Genomic DNA, 14,468 nt, shown 5'->3' on the forward strand with positions numbered 1-14,468 from the left:
AAAGAATAGAGGAAACAGATCATGGATTTGACAAGACGTAAGGCGCTGCTGCTGGGCGCCGCTTTAGGTGGGGCGACATTGCTGCCGTCGATTTCTTTTGCGGCAGGCGAAACACCCAGCAAGGGTGGGATCGTAACCTTCGCAGGACTTGGTGAGCCGACGACCCTGGTGCCGCTTTCCGACAGCAACACTCGCACCCGCGCCATTTCAACGAAAATTCATGAAGGGCTGGTCAAGTTCGACGGCGAGTTCAATCCGCAGCCTGTTCTGGCCGAAAGCTGGGCGCTATCGGCTGACGGATTGCGCCTCACGTTCAAGCTGCGCAAGGGTGTGAAATGGCACGATGGCAAGGATTTTACATCGGCGGATGTGAAGTTCTCGCTGCTGGCCTTCAAGAAGGTCGGCCCGCGTGCGCGGATCACCTTCGCCAATATTGCCGATGTTGAAACCCCCGACCCGCTAACAGCGGTTGTGGTTGTTTCCAGGCCGACACCATATCTTCTTCGGGCTTTGACGGGCGGGGAAACGCCGATCTTGCCGGCACATGCCTACCCCACGGATAAATACAATGAGAGCCCGAACGGCAATGCGCCTATTGGCACTGGACCATTCGTGTTTGAAGAGTGGAAACGCGGCAGCTACGTCAAGCTGAAGCGAAATCCAAATTACTGGCAGGCCGGTCTGCCGCATCTGGAGGGTTTTGTCGCACGCTTCTTTGCGGATGCAACAGCGGCAACCATCGCTGTCGAAACGGGTGAAGCAGATTACGCGTCAGATGTTGCCTTTGGAGATCTGGAGCGTCTGCGGCAGGACAAGAAACTGTCGGTGGAAGTTTACACGGACGCTTATCTCAACAACACCGCCATTCTGGAATTCAACCTTGAAAATTCCATTCTGGCCAAGAAGGAAGTGCGTCACGCGCTGGCCCATGCGATTGATCGCAACTTCATCAATGACGCGATTTTCTATGGCACGGCCAAGCCAGCCGGTTCAAATATTCCGGCTGTTTTTACAGCTTACAACGATGAAGCGCCGTTCAGTTATCCTTTCGATCCTGCGAAAGCCAATGCATTGCTGGACAAGGCCGGATATCCAAAGGGAGCGGATGGAGCACGCTTTTCCTTGCGTATCGCGTATCTCCCGTCCGATGTCTTCAAAAAGACGGCAGACTACCTGCGCTCATCCTTCGGCAAGCTGGGCGTCAAGATCGAGATTGTCGATGGCGATCTGGCCACCTTTATCAAGCGTGTCTACACGGAACGTGGCTTCGACATCACGGTAAACGGCATCAGCCGTCTGTTCGATCCGACAGCGGGTGTTCAGCGCCTATACTGGTCTGATGGCATCAAGAACCCGGCTCCTTACGTCAATGCAGCGCATTACAACAATCCGCAGGTGGATGACCTTTTCCGCGCAGCGGCTATTGAAGGAGACGAGACAAAGCGCGCTGCTCAGTTCAAGGCGATCCAGAAGATCACCGGCGACGATCTGCCGAGTTTCTCAATCGTCGCACTGCCAACCGTCATTCTACGCAGAGCCAATCTGCAATCGCTCGTGACTACAATTGATATCGCTTACAGCGACCTCGCCACGGCTTGGAAGCAGCCACAAAGCTGATGGACGTTGTTTCCTCACTCAAAACCCGGCGCTTTCGCCGGGTTTTTTGTTGCCTCTGTTCTCGAAAGCCGTTTTTGTGCCGTCGCGTGCTTGCCGACTTTGCAGCAAACCGTTTGCCCCTTTTTCACGTTGCGTAAAACGAAATCGTGCTGAAACGATTTTCTAAAGAACCCCATTTCGATGCGATTTCTAAAGAAAGGTATTCTTCCTGCGTCGGCAAGAATACCTTTCTAGACCCGCACAAGATTGCCTTGCAGTGTTCCATCAGACTGTAATTCAACATGATGGATACCATGGCTAAAGATACGCTTTTTCTCATTTCGCCCGGTTTTGAAGACCCCAAACAGCCGGGTGTCCAATTCGTATGCCCGCATTGCAACCAGATTGAAGGACTGCTTGCTGGCTTTCCGCAACTGGCTGAGAAGCTTGATATTCATCGCGTCGGTTTCCAGCGTCCGCGTGAGGCCGTAATCGCCGAAGTGGGTGAGGAGAACCAGCCGCTTCCGCTGTTGATTTTCGCAGGCGATGCTCCGGCAGACGCCGCCACGCATGGCGACAAGCGCTTCATTCAGGACACCAAGCGCATCCTTCAGCTTCTGGCCGAGCGCCACGGTTTTCCGCATCTGCATTGATGCCCGTTTTTCTTATTTTTCGGAGACGCAAATGAGTTTTTCCAGACGCCAGTTTCACAAAATCGCACTCGCCGCTGGCGCTTTTATCGCCGTGCCGGGTGGCGGCTTTGCAGCCGCCGAAGAGCCGGTTGACGGCGGTACACTCAAGATCGTGTATTTCCCGGAACCAACCCAGCTTGTTGCCATCAACACCAGTGCGGGCGGCCCACAGTTTATCGGATCGAAGATTTATGATGGTCTGTTGACCTATGATTATGATCTGACGCCGAAACCAAGCTTGGCGAAGGAGTGGACCGTTTCGCCGGATGGTCTCGAATATGTCTTCCATTTGCAGCCAGCGGCAAAGTTTCATGATGGCAAGCCGGTGACATCGGAAGACGTTGCCTTCTCCATCCTGCGCCTGAAAGAAGCCCACCCGCGTGGCCGCGCTACGTTCTCGCAGGTCGAAAGCGTTGATACGTCCAACCCGCACATTGCCAAGGTGAAGCTTGCGAAACCAACGCCAAGTTTGATCACAGCCCTGGCATCCTCTGAATCGCCCATCGTTCCGAAGCATATTTTCGAAACCTTCAAGCCGACCGAAAACCCCAAGACGGCCCAGATTATCGGCAGTGGTCCCTTCGTGCTGAAGGAATGGGTGCCGGGCAGCCATATTCTTCTGGAAAAGAACCCGGAATATTGGGATGCGCCACGTCCTCATCTGGAACGCGTCATCGTGCGCCTTATCAACGACGCGGGTGCAAGAGCCGCGGCCCTCGAAACCGGCGAGGGTGATATTGGGCCAAACCCTGTCGCGCTTGCTGATCTGGAGCGGCTGAAGGCCGTTCCGACGCTGAAGGTGGACGACCGCATCTATGCCTATGCCGGTCAGCAAAACCAGCTCGTCATCAACCTTGAAAACCAATATCTGAAGGATTTGAAAGTCCGTCAGGCCATTGCCCACTCTATCGATGTGCCATCTCTGATCGACATCGTGCTTTACGGTTACGGCGTTCCGTCGCCAACACCGATTAGTCCCGGCTTGCCGAAGTTCCACAATCCAGATATCGGCTTTGCCAAGTTTGATACCAAGCTGTCGGAAAAGCTGCTGGATGACGCCGGTTTTCCACGCAAGGAAGGCGGCAAACGCTTCAAGCTGCGCGTGACCACCAACCCGTTTAACCCGCAGACCTATTCGGATTTCATTTCCCAGGCTCTGGCAAAAATCGGCATCGAAGCTGACATCCAGAAGTTCGACTTCGCGACCTACGTGAAAGTGGTCTACACGGATCGCGCCTGGGATCTTTCGGTGGAATCTCTTTCCAACACGTTTGACCCAACAGCCGGTGTGCAGCGCGTTTACTGGAGCAAGAACTTCAAGATCGGCCTGCCGTTCTCCAATGCCAGCCACTATGAAAACCCTGAGGTCGACCGGCTGCTGGAAGCCGCAGCCGTGGAGCCGGATATCGAAAAGCGCGCGGCCTTCTTCAAGGAGTTTCAGGTTATCGTGGCAAAAGACCTCCCCGTCATCAACCTCGTTTCCCCCATCCAGCCGGTTGTCGGCAGCGTGCGGGTGAAGGACTACGCGGTTGGCGCAGAGGGCTTGGGTGGCAATCTGGCAAAGGCGTGGCTGACAAAGGAGGCGTGAGTGCAGCTCTAGCTGCACTCCTCCCTTGATAAAATCAGGATCGGGACAATCATGAGCAGAAAATCCGAAAAGCTGGTTCTCAATGCTTTCATTTATCCGGGCGGGCACCACGAGGCGGCATGGCGTCACCCGGAGTCGGAGCCGCATCGCGTCACCGATATAAAGCTCTATCAGCATATCGCAAAAAGAGCGGAAGCAGCGAAACTGGACGCGATTTTCTTTGCTGATGCCCCGGTTCTGGACAGCAATATTCGTTACTCTGCCAAACACAGGCTAGAGCCGATCACCATGCTTGCCGCTCTCGCGGCGGTAACGGAAAAAATCGGTTTCGTCGCAACGGCATCAACGACGTACTACGAGCCTTATAATCTCGCCCGGCTCTTCGCCTCTGTCGATCATATCAGCGGCGGGCGCGTGGGCTGGAACATCGTCACCACATCTGTCGATACGGCAGCAGCCAATTTCAGTTTGGCCAAGCACCCTGCCAATGCGGATCGTTACCGACAGGCGGCCGAGTTCATCGATGTTGTCACAAAGCTTTGGGATAGCTGGGAAGATGACGTTATTATCGCGGATAAGGAAAGCGGGCTGTTTGCTGAAACGGATCGTATTCACCCCGCCAATCACAAGGGTGAGTTTTATCAGGTCAAGGGCGCTCTGAATTTGCCGCGCTCCCCACAGGGTAGACCGGTTTATGTGCAGGCCGGTGCTTCGGAAGAGGGGCGTGGTTTTGCTGCGCGTTATGCTGAAGCCATCTTTACCGCGCACCAGACTTTGGAAAGCGGCAAGGCATTTTATTCGGACATCAAAAAACGGGTTGCGGCCGCAGGCCGCAATCCTGCCCATGTGAAGATTCTGCCGGGAATCAGCCCTTTCATCGCCGCGACAGCAATGGAAGCGATCAAGCTGGAAGCGCAGTTCAACGATCTCATCCAGCCTGCGTTTTCACTGACACAACTCAACCGCATTACCGGCATCGATCTCGGGAGTGCCGATCTCGACAAGCCTTTGCCGCAGGATGCGGTGGATGCAACGCGAGCGCAGGCAGGCAGCAGCCGGCATCAACTGGTTCTCGATATTATCGATCGGGAAAACCCGACAATCAGGCAATTGCTGCACAAGCTGGCAGGCGGCCGCGGCCATAAGGTCATTGCCGGCACGCCGGAGCAGGTGGCGGACTGGATCGAAACCTGGTTCCGCGAAGGTGCTGCGGATGGTTTTAACATCATGCCGCCTTGGCTAACAGGCGGTCTCGACCTGTTTATCGATCAGGTCGTTCCGATCCTGCAAAAGCGCGGTCTATTCCGGGAAGAATATGAAGGCAGCACATTGCGCGATCATTATGGATTGCCAAGGCCGGAGAATATTTACGCTGCGCGTGAAACGCAGCGTCAAAGCGCATAAAACATCAAGCCGCGACTTCGAGAGAGGACTTTTCCTCTCTCAACAGCGAAAGCAGCGAAATGACTTCCGGTTGCCAGCGTCTTTCTTGCGTGGTGATCAGATGGTAACGGCTGGAGGCCGGTTGAGACACACCGAAGGGGGTGATCAACCTTCTGCGGCTTAACTCATCTGAAATAAGGGAAAGACGCGCAAGACCGATGCCGTGGCCAGCGAGTATCGCTTCGATCAGCGCTGGTTGATAGGCGAAACGCGGGCCAGTCGCCGCAAGTCGAAGGGGAATGCGGCAGGCGCGCAGCCAATTCGTCCATTCAAAATCCGGGTCGGCGCTGTTGCCGCGTAAAACTTCAAAACCGAGGTCGCGCAATCTTTCCGGCTGGCCGAACAGCCTGTTTCTCTCCGAAAATTCTGGTGTGCAGACGGCGACGACGGCATCATCAAACAAAGGCTCGTAGACGAAACCGGGTGCACGTTCGTTGGTGGCAACAATCGCGCAATCCGCCTCGAAATGCGACAGATCGATGGTGCCTCTGCCCGGCGTTTCAATGGAAACTTCGATGTCGCCCAGCGCCTCGTTGAAGCGACCGAGCCGTGGCGCAAGCCAGCGTGCGGCAAATGAGGGGTCGACCATAACGCTCAGTTTTGATCGTGCGCCCGAACGAATGAGATCGGATAGACTGCCGATCATCGCGTCGAAAGCATCTGCCAATCCGGGATAGAGCGCGGCACCCGCTTCCGTCAGCGCCAGTTCTCCGCGCTGACGGCTGAACAGGGGTTGGCCGAGATGGGTTTCCAGAATGCGAACCTGCTGGCCGATGGCCGTGGTCGAGACGTGCAGCTCATCGGCAGCACGCGAAAAGCTGGCGTGCCGCGCGGCCACCACGAAGGCGCGCAAGGCAGTCAAGGGCGGCAACCGCGAAAGGGTCGGCAACCGCAAGGCTGGCTGGCCCTTCGAAGGAGAGATGAGCTCTGTTCTCATGACCGTTGCCCCCAGTGTCAGAATACCCGGCCTTCTTTGAGGTTGGTGGTGGTGCCGTTCAGAAGATAATCACCCACGACCCGAGCTTTATGTTGCAAGGGGTTGTGATTGTAGACCGTGCGGATATTGCGCCAGTGCCGGTCGAAATTCCGCTCTGACGATGTGGCCGAACCGCCCCCCAGTTCAAAGATATTGGTGGCAACGGTCAGCGAAAGCTGGGAGGCAATGATCTGCGTGCGCGCCACGGCAAGCGAACCTTCCAGCAGCGCGGCCTCGATGGCCTCTTCATCACCCGTGGCAATCGCCGCTGCGGTTCTATCGAGCGTGCGTGCTGCTTCGCGGATCAGTGTTTTAACTGCAAACGCACCGGCGCTGAGTTCCCCCACCGTTTTCTGCACGAAGGGGTCTTCGTTTGCCGTTTCAGCGGCGCTATGCAGCGTGGTGCGGGCCTGGCGCAAAACATATTGGATGCCTTCGTTGACGGCACCCTGAACAGAGCCTGTTGCAGACGCTGCAAGGTGAAGCTGGCGCATGGCGGATGAATGACGTCCGATCTGGGTGCCCAGTTTTCGTGTCATCAACTCATGGGGCAGGACTTCAACATTATCCAGAATGACACCACCACTGGCTGTCGTGCGCTGGCCCATGCTGTCCCAATCGTCCAGAACGGTGATGCCCGCGCGATCCAGCGGGATAAGTACGCCGATTGGTTGATCGTCTTCGTCAATCGCGCTGAAGGAGCCGTAATCGGCAAAGGCCGTGCCGGTCGCGTACCATTTGCGCCCGTTCAGACGAAACCGATCTCCATCCAGGCTCAGGCGCGTGGTGATTTCGCCGGGGCGCTTCGTGCCCTGTTCGGTGCTGGCACCGGCAAAGAGCTTGCCTGCAAGGACATTTTCCAAGTGGCGACGATCTTCAAGTTCGAGAGGTGCAAGCGCTAAATTTTCAGTGAAGTTGAAATGGCTGCGCAGCGCGTGCGGAATGTTGCTGTCCGCTTCCCCAAGGATCATAAGGACGTCCATGTAGTCCGTAATAGTGCCGCCCGGACCACCCTTGGATTGAGGAATGCGCAACGTCCCGATTTTCGCCTGTTTGATCTGGGCAAAAACGTCGTATGGCAGTTCCCGGTTCCGCTCCCGGCGTGCCGCATCCTCTGCTGCCGCCGCCGCAATTTCTCTTGCGCTGGCCAGAATGTCTTCGCGAGTGGGGGTGCCCAAAGAAGAAGGGTTTACGGTTTCTGATGTCTGTAAGGTCTTGGGCATCGCGCTATTCCTTGGAGGATCAGAGGTCTGCGACATGGGTTACGTCGCAGACGGTGTTATCGTTGCAACTCAGGCAACGGCGCGCGGCTGGACAGCCAGGCGCGGCGCGGGCTCAAGATTGCGTGCAACACGACCTTCCACCGGATGGCTTGGGTCGTTGAAACCGGCTGTCGAGGGATGGCCCGTGGTCACGAGGCTATCGACCAGTGCTTCGTCTTCCGCATCGATCTTCACATCCAGAGCGCGGACGTAACGATCCCAATGGGCTTCTGTGCGTGGGCCGGTGATGGCGGCGGTGACGAGCTTGTTGTTGAGAACCCAAGCGAGGGCGAAGTCGGCGGCGGAGACGCCCTTTGCAGCTGCGTGGGCCGCAACCTTCTGAGCGATTTCGATCGATTCTGGGCGCCATTCGGTTTCCAGAACGCGCTTGTCTCCACGACCGACGCGGGTATCTGCACCCGGTTCCCGACCCGGCTGGTATTTGCCGGTCAATACGCCACGTGCCAGCGGCGAGTAGGACACAACGCCGAGGCCGTAATGGTCCGCTGCCGGAAGCTGTTCTGCTTCTGCGGTGCGATTGACGATGTTGTAAAGCGGCTGGCTGGCAACTGGGCGGTCGATGCCAAGCTGGTCGGCAAGATGTGCGATTTCCGCGATGCGCCATCCACGGAAGTTGGAAACGCCGAAGTAACGCAGCTTGCCAGCGCGGATAAGATCGGCAATGGCACGCACCGGCTCTTCCAGCGGTGCGTCAAAAACGGCGCGGTGGAAATAGAGAATATCGATGTAATCGGTATTCAAGCGACGCAGCGAGTTTTCAACGGTTTCGATCACCCACTTGCGCGAATGGCCGCCGAGATTGGGGCCTTTGGTGTGCGAGTTGACAAACTTCGTTGCCAGAACCCAGTGGTCACGGCTGGACTTGATACCGCGTCCGACGACTTCTTCCGATTTGCCGTCGTGGTACACGTCAGCCGTATCGATGAAGTTGATGCCCTGTTCGCGCGCCTTGTCGATGATGCGGAAGGCAACGTCATCCGGTGTGGGACCGCCGAACATCATCGTGCCGAGGCTGAGCGGCGATACTTTCAGCGCGCTGCGCCCGAGATAATTATAATCGACCATGGTTTAACTCCTTGTCATGTCAGGTGGCATAATGGCAGGCCACTGCGTGGTTCTCGCCGAATAGGCTGTATTCTGGCGCTTTTTCGCGACAGAGATCGGTTGCCAGTGGGCAGCGCGTGTGGAAACGGCAGCCGGATGGCGGGTTGTGCGGGCTTGGCAGGTCGCCGGAAATCGGGGCCGCCTGTTTGCGGCGGGCGGGATCTGGAACGGCAGCCAGCAATGCACGCGTATAAGGATGCTTTGGGGAGGCCCAAAGTTCCGCAGTCGGTGCGCTTTCCACGATCTTGCCGAGATACATGACGAGAACACGGTCCGAAAAATAGCGAACCACGGACAGGTCGTGCGACACGAAAAGATACGATAGTGAGAGCCGCTTCTTCATCTCCACCAGCAGATTGAGAATTTGCGCCTGTATCGAAAGATCAAGCGCCGACACGGGCTCGTCGCACACCACCAGTTCCGGTTCGAGGATTAGCGCACGGGCAATACCGATGCGCTGGCGCTGCCCACCAGAAAATTCGTGCGGATACCGGTCAAGCGCATCCGGTGGCAAACCGACCTGCGCGATAATCGACTCAACGATCTCCTGCCGCTGTGTCGCATCACCAAGACCATGCACTTTCAGCGGTGCAGTGAGGATGGTGCGGACCGTGTGGCGCGGATTGAGCGAGGCGAAAGGGTCTTGAAAAATCATCTGAATACGGCGGCGGATACCGCGCAGTTCGGATGACGACATGGCGGTCACGTCCGCCCCCTTGAAGGTGATCCTGCCGGATGATGGCTCCACCAGTCGCATCAGCGACTTGCCGAGTGAGGATTTGCCGCAACCGGATTCACCCACGAGCGCAACCGTTTCGCCAGACTCAATATCCAGCGAGACGTCGTCCACGGCGCGCACGGTGCCGCGACCTCCCTTATAGTGGGTGGAAAGCTTATGCACTGACAAGAGCGTCATGGAATACCTGCGTGTCTATGGTGGAAACGAATGGGCAGGCAGCATAACGGCCTTCCGAAATGAGCCTCAAAGGCGGCACATATTGCCCGCAAAAACCGCGGGCGCTCGGACAGCGAGGACGAAAGGCGCAGCCTTTTTCACCTGTTGCTGAGACGATAGAGCCGGGGATTTCCAGCAGCGGCCCGTCACGATAATGCTGTCCCACCTCAGCACGCGGCGATGCGGCGAGAAGACCGCGTGTGTATGGATGGTAGGGCTGCTCGAACACCGGCTCGGGCAGACCTTCCTCCACCTTGCGCCCCGCATACATGACCATCACCCGGTCCGCCCATTGCGCCACGATGCCAAGATCGTGGGTAATGAGGATGACGGCCATGTTGAGATCGCGGCGAAGATTGTCGAGAAGCTGAAGAATTTGTGCCTGAATTGTCACATCCAGCGCGGTCGTGGCCTCATCGGCAATCAGCAGTTTTGGATTGCAGGCCACGCCGATGGCGATCATCACACGCTGGCGCATACCGCCGGAAAGTTGATGCGGATAATCATCCACCCGCCGTCCCGCCTCAGGAATGTTGACGAGGTCCAGCAGCGCTATCGCACGCTTGCGTGCTTCACGCTTGTCGATTTTTTCATGTATGCGAAGCACTTCGATGATCTGCTCACCAACGGTCAGGACCGGATTGAGCGATGTCATCGGCTCCTGGAAAATCATGCCGATATCGCGGCCACGGATCCCTCTCCACTGCCGCTCGGTTTGCGAAAGCAGATCACGGCCTTCAAACAGGATTTTGCCGCCGATTTTGGCGTGGGACGGCAGGAGACCGATCAAGCCAAGTGCTGTTAGCGACTTTCCGGAACCACTTTCGCCCACGATGGCCAGCATTTCACCGGGTGTGACGTCAAAGCTGACGCCCTTAACCGGTTGGGCCGAACCAAAGCTGACGGATAAATCCCGGACTTCGATCAGATTGCTCATCGACGTTCCTCCGAAAAGCGGGGATTGAGCGCATCGTTCAGCCCATCACTGATGAGGTTGAGGGAGATAACCGTGAAGACGATGGCAAGGCCGGGAAGGGCGGTGAGATACCATGCGGTGCGGATAACATCGCGCCCAGAACCGATCATCGAACCCCACGATACACGGTTGGGATCGCCCAGTCCCATGAAGGAAAGTGCTGCTTCCATCAGGATCGCGCCTGCGACCATGACCGAGGACGTGACGATAATCGGCGGCAAGGCGTTGGGCAGAATTTCGGTAAAGACGATGCGCGCGTGGCCGAAACCGAGACTGCGGGCGGCGACCACATAATCCTTCTCACGAATGGCGCGAAATTCGGCACGGGTCAGGCGGGCAACGAGCGGCCAGGTGATGATGCCGATGGCTGATGTGACCGTGGTAACAGAGGGCTGGGCAATGGCGACCAGCACCACCAGCAGCACGAAGTTCGGCAAGGTCTGGAAAATTTCGATCAGCTTGACGAGGATATCATCGACCAAGCCGCCGAAATAACCGGCAAAGGCGCCGACTGTGATGCCGATTGTCAGCCCGATCAATGTTGCAACGACGCCAACGGTCAACGAAATACGTGCGCCGTGCACGATGCCTGCCAGAACATCCCGTCCCATGGAGTCCGTTCCGAGCGGATAGGCAGCATTCTGGCCCGGCCACAAAAATGGTCGCGACACCATTTCCAGCGGATCGCCCGGATAAAGAATGGGTGCGATCAGTGCTGTGATAAGCACGGTAGCCAGAAACAGAAGCCCGACGATGGCGTTGGGGTTGGTCAGGAAAATCTTGACTTCACGGCGCAACCCGCGACGCGGCACCGTGGTGGTGCGTGCAGAAAGGGCGTCCGGCGCATGGATAAAAGGCCAGCCCTGATCGTCAGGTTTCTGTTCCTTTGCCCTTTGGGTAGCAGCATCCGTTTGTTTTTGCACGACAATGTCCGCGCCATGCAGAATGGAGGTGGTGTCGGAAAGGCTCATCGGCTTTCTCCAATGCGGGGATCAAGCCATGCCTGAAAAAGGTCTACGGCTGCGTTGACGATGATGACGACGAGGGACGACAAAAGCAGGATGCCGAGCAGAACGCTGAAATCGCGCGCCATCACGGCTTCGAATGCGAGGCGTCCAAGCCCCGGCCAGCTAAACACGGTTTCCACCACAACAGCTCCACCCAACAGGCCGCCAATGTGCATGCCTGCCATGGTGGTGATGGGAATGAGCGCATTGCGCAGAATGTGGCGAAGGGTCAAACGGATGGGCGAGACACCCTTTGCGCGAGCCGTACGCACGTAATCCTGAGACTTGACCTCCAGCATCGCAGCGCGGGTCAAGCGCGCATAGATGGCGAGGAAATAGAGCGCCAGCGAAAGCGCCGGCAAGACAATGTACCGTGCACGGTCTGCAAAAGCGCTAAAGCCGGTCAGGCCGCTGCCGATCGTGCTGTCTCCGCCGGAAGGCAGCCAACCCAGTTTTACGGAAAATGTGAGGATGAGCATCAGCCCGATCCAGAAACCGGGCACAGAATAAAAAATCAACGAACCGATGGAAATGATCCGGTCCGGCAGTTTTCCTGAAAACAGCGCCATGATGGAGCCGAGAAACACCCCGACGACAATGGCAAGAGTGAGAGACGCGCCCATCAGCGCCAAGGTTCCCGGCAGTCTCTGGCCGATGAGGTCGGCAACCGGCATGCCGTAGCGTGGAGAATAACCGAGGCTGAATTGGGCAAGATTGCCGAGATAATTCGTCAGCTGATGCACCACCGGCAGGTCTAGTCCGAAGCGCGAGCGAAGCTCTGCCATCGTCTCTACGGTTGCAGAACCCGACTCTGCGGCCAGAACATCTGCCGCATCACCCGGCGCCAGTTGCAGCAGGAAAAAGTTCAATATGACAATGCCAAATATCGTCGGAATCGCTTGAATGGCGACACGGCGTGCCCGGAGTAATATCCTCTTGGTATTCGACATCGGCTCTTTACTCTTATGCGTTGTAAGGCCCTGAGCGCCCATTCTGTGCGCGTTATTAGTTGACTAAGTTTATGGAATTTGTCAAAGAGTATTGGAAATATTTTCTGATTTTGTCAGAAAAATCGATTAAATAGGAAAGATAATTTCGCAAAATTGCGATTGTTGGGCGTTCATGCTCTAACAGAAGGTTCCCGCGAAACAAATTCCTCAAAATCGCCATCACAAGAATTGCCCTGTTTTTTCGGGCTCAGAGAGAAGATGTTTTCATGAGTGATTTCAAGAAACCCACCAGACGCGCCTTTCTGAATGCCTCGGTGGCGCTGGGTGCCCTGTCAATTTCAGGCTTGACTGTTCGTGCCGCAGAGCCCGTGCGTGGCGGTTCGGCCACCTTCCTGCTGGCCACTGAACCACCGGTTTTGACGACGATTGCCCACACGGCGCTCAATTCGTTTTATGTGTCGCCGAAGGTAACCGAAGGTCTGCTGTCCTACGATTTCGATCTCAATCCCAAGCCGCTTCTGGCAACGGAATGGCAGATCAGCCCGGATGGCCTGCGCTACACATTCAAACTGAGACCCAGCGTGAAATGGCACGATGGCAAGCCTTTCACCTCTGCCGATGTCGCCTTTTCCGTCAAGACACTGAAAGAAGTGCATCCGCGTGGGCGCAACACCTTCCTCAATCTGGCAGATGTGGAAACGCCGGATGAGTTGACGGCAGTGCTGGTGCTTTCCAAACCTGCGCCTTATCTCATCACTGCACTTGCAGCGGGTGAAACGCCTATCGTTCCGAAGCATCTCTACGAAGGCACGAAGGTTCAGGAAAATCCGGCCAACTACGCCCCGGTTGGCACTGGCCCGTTCATCTTTAAGGAATGGGTGCGCGGCAGCCACATCGTCTATGAGCGTAACCCCGCTTATTGGGATCAGCCGCGCCCATATCTGGACCGTCTCGTCGTGCGCTTCATCAATGATTCCGCTGCGCGCAGTATCGCCATCGAATCCGGTGAGATCGATCTGGCGCCTGGCACACCTGTTCCTTACAGCGATCTTGATCGCTTGAAGGCCTTGCCGAATATCGCTTTGGATACGCGTGGCTACCAATATATCAACAGCATCAGCCGTGTCGAATTCAACCTTGAAAGAGAGTTTTTCAAGGATGTGCGTGTGCGCCGGGCCTTCGCGCATGTCATTGACCGCAATGTCATCTTCAACACCGTCAACTACGGTTACGGCGCACCTATCACCGGACCGATCAGTGTAAAGTTGTCGAAATGGTATGTGGACGATCTGAAAACCTATCCGATCGATCTCAAGGCGGCAGAGACGCTCTTGGATGAGGCAGGGTACAAACGCGGTCCTGATGGCATTCGTGCCAAGCTCAATCTCGATTACGTTCCCGGCGAAGGTTATCCGCGCGGCGCAGACTATATTCGCCAGGCGCTCGCGAAGGTCGGTATCGAGGTCAGCGTGCGCACGCAGGATTTTGCGACCTATACCAAGCGTATCTACACGGATCGCGATTTTGACTTTGCCTATGAAGGCATGAGCAACCTGTTCGACCCAACGGTTGGCGTACAGCGTCTGTATTGGAGCAAGAACTTCAAGAAGGGCGTGCCTTTCTCCAACGGCGCTGCCTATAGCAACCCGAAAGTCGATGCGCTTCTGGAAGCCGCAGCGATTGAAATCGATCCGTCCAAGCGCTTTGCGCAATGGAAGGATATCCAGCAGATTCTGGTGGAAGACGTACCAGCCATCGACATCGTCAGCACGCCGGAAATTACCATCTACAACAAGAGACTGGCAGATCACACGGTTGGCGCAGAGGGTGCGGCGGGAAGCCTCGCATTCGCCTATCTGGCAACATCATAAGCCAGTGCTCAAGATTTGCCATTGATC

Annotated in this window: 12 protein-coding genes; 5 read left to right on the forward strand and 7 right to left on the reverse strand. The window is 56.4% G+C overall.

What is annotated here, in order from left to right:
- The first annotated feature begins 21 nt into the window (after window positions 1-21).
- The 4 genes from RMR16_RS19240 to RMR16_RS19255 all read left to right on the forward strand — a co-directional run bounded on the left by RMR16_RS19240 (window position 22) and on the right by RMR16_RS19255 (window position 5,280).
- On the forward strand, window positions 22-1,617 hold the full coding sequence (locus tag RMR16_RS19240) for an ABC transporter substrate-binding protein (RefSeq protein ID WP_320198916.1): 1,596 nt from the start codon (window positions 22-24) through the stop codon (window positions 1,615-1,617).
- A 281-nt stretch (window positions 1,618-1,898) separates the two neighbouring features.
- Window positions 1,899-2,249, forward strand: coding sequence for a DUF3088 domain-containing protein (locus tag RMR16_RS19245; protein WP_320198917.1), 351 nt, complete (start codon window positions 1,899-1,901; stop codon window positions 2,247-2,249).
- A gap of 31 nt (window positions 2,250-2,280) precedes the next feature.
- Window positions 2,281-3,876 carry an ABC transporter substrate-binding protein gene (locus RMR16_RS19250; protein ID WP_320198918.1) on the forward strand — a complete coding sequence of 532 codons (1,596 nt, stop codon included), beginning with the start codon at window positions 2,281-2,283 and terminating at the stop codon, window positions 3,874-3,876.
- Between the two features lie 51 nt (window positions 3,877-3,927).
- Window positions 3,928-5,280 (forward strand): LLM class flavin-dependent oxidoreductase, encoded by a 1,353-nt coding sequence (locus tag RMR16_RS19255; protein ID WP_320198919.1) that lies wholly within the window; start codon window positions 3,928-3,930, stop codon window positions 5,278-5,280.
- A 4-nt stretch (window positions 5,281-5,284) separates the two neighbouring features.
- On the opposite strand, the gene RMR16_RS19260 is transcribed toward RMR16_RS19255, so the two are convergent.
- From RMR16_RS19260 to RMR16_RS19290, 7 genes are all read right to left on the reverse strand, one after another.
- The gene (locus RMR16_RS19260; protein WP_320198920.1) at window positions 5,285-6,256 is read right to left on the reverse strand and encodes a LysR substrate-binding domain-containing protein; all 972 of its coding nucleotides are present in this window, start codon (window positions 6,254-6,256) and stop codon (window positions 5,285-5,287) included.
- 17 nt (window positions 6,257-6,273) lie between these two features.
- Window positions 6,274-7,518 carry an acyl-CoA dehydrogenase family protein gene (locus tag RMR16_RS19265; RefSeq protein ID WP_320198921.1) on the reverse strand — a complete coding sequence of 415 codons (1,245 nt, stop codon included), beginning with the start codon at window positions 7,516-7,518 and terminating at the stop codon, window positions 6,274-6,276.
- A gap of 69 nt (window positions 7,519-7,587) precedes the next feature.
- Window positions 7,588-8,643 carry an aldo/keto reductase gene (locus tag RMR16_RS19270; RefSeq protein ID WP_320198922.1) on the reverse strand — a complete coding sequence of 352 codons (1,056 nt, stop codon included), beginning with the start codon at window positions 8,641-8,643 and terminating at the stop codon, window positions 7,588-7,590.
- A gap of 19 nt (window positions 8,644-8,662) precedes the next feature.
- Entirely contained in the window at window positions 8,663-9,598 is a 936-nt protein-coding gene (locus RMR16_RS19275; protein WP_320198923.1) for an ABC transporter ATP-binding protein, read from the reverse strand.
- Window positions 9,576-10,574 (reverse strand): ABC transporter ATP-binding protein, encoded by a 999-nt coding sequence (locus tag RMR16_RS19280; protein WP_320198924.1) that lies wholly within the window; start codon window positions 10,572-10,574, stop codon window positions 9,576-9,578. Before RMR16_RS19280 ends, RMR16_RS19275 begins: the two co-directional genes overlap by 23 nt.
- Window positions 10,571-11,584 carry an ABC transporter permease gene (locus RMR16_RS19285; protein WP_320198925.1) on the reverse strand — a complete coding sequence of 338 codons (1,014 nt, stop codon included), beginning with the start codon at window positions 11,582-11,584 and terminating at the stop codon, window positions 10,571-10,573. Before RMR16_RS19285 ends, RMR16_RS19280 begins: the two co-directional genes overlap by 4 nt.
- Window positions 11,581-12,570, reverse strand: a complete 990-nt coding sequence (locus RMR16_RS19290; RefSeq protein ID WP_320198926.1) for an ABC transporter permease — start codon at window positions 12,568-12,570, stop codon at window positions 11,581-11,583. The genes RMR16_RS19285 and RMR16_RS19290 overlap by 4 nt, the downstream gene beginning before the upstream one ends.
- 266 nt (window positions 12,571-12,836) lie before the next feature.
- On the opposite strand from RMR16_RS19290, the gene RMR16_RS19295 reads away from it, so the two are divergent.
- On the forward strand, window positions 12,837-14,441 hold the full coding sequence (locus RMR16_RS19295; RefSeq protein WP_320198927.1) for an ABC transporter substrate-binding protein: 1,605 nt from the start codon (window positions 12,837-12,839) through the stop codon (window positions 14,439-14,441).
- The last annotated feature ends 27 nt before the right edge of the window (window positions 14,442-14,468 follow it).

Source organism: Agrobacterium sp. rho-13.3, from assembly GCF_033957765.2.
In the GTDB taxonomy this organism is placed as follows: Bacteria; Pseudomonadota; Alphaproteobacteria; order Rhizobiales; family Rhizobiaceae; genus Agrobacterium.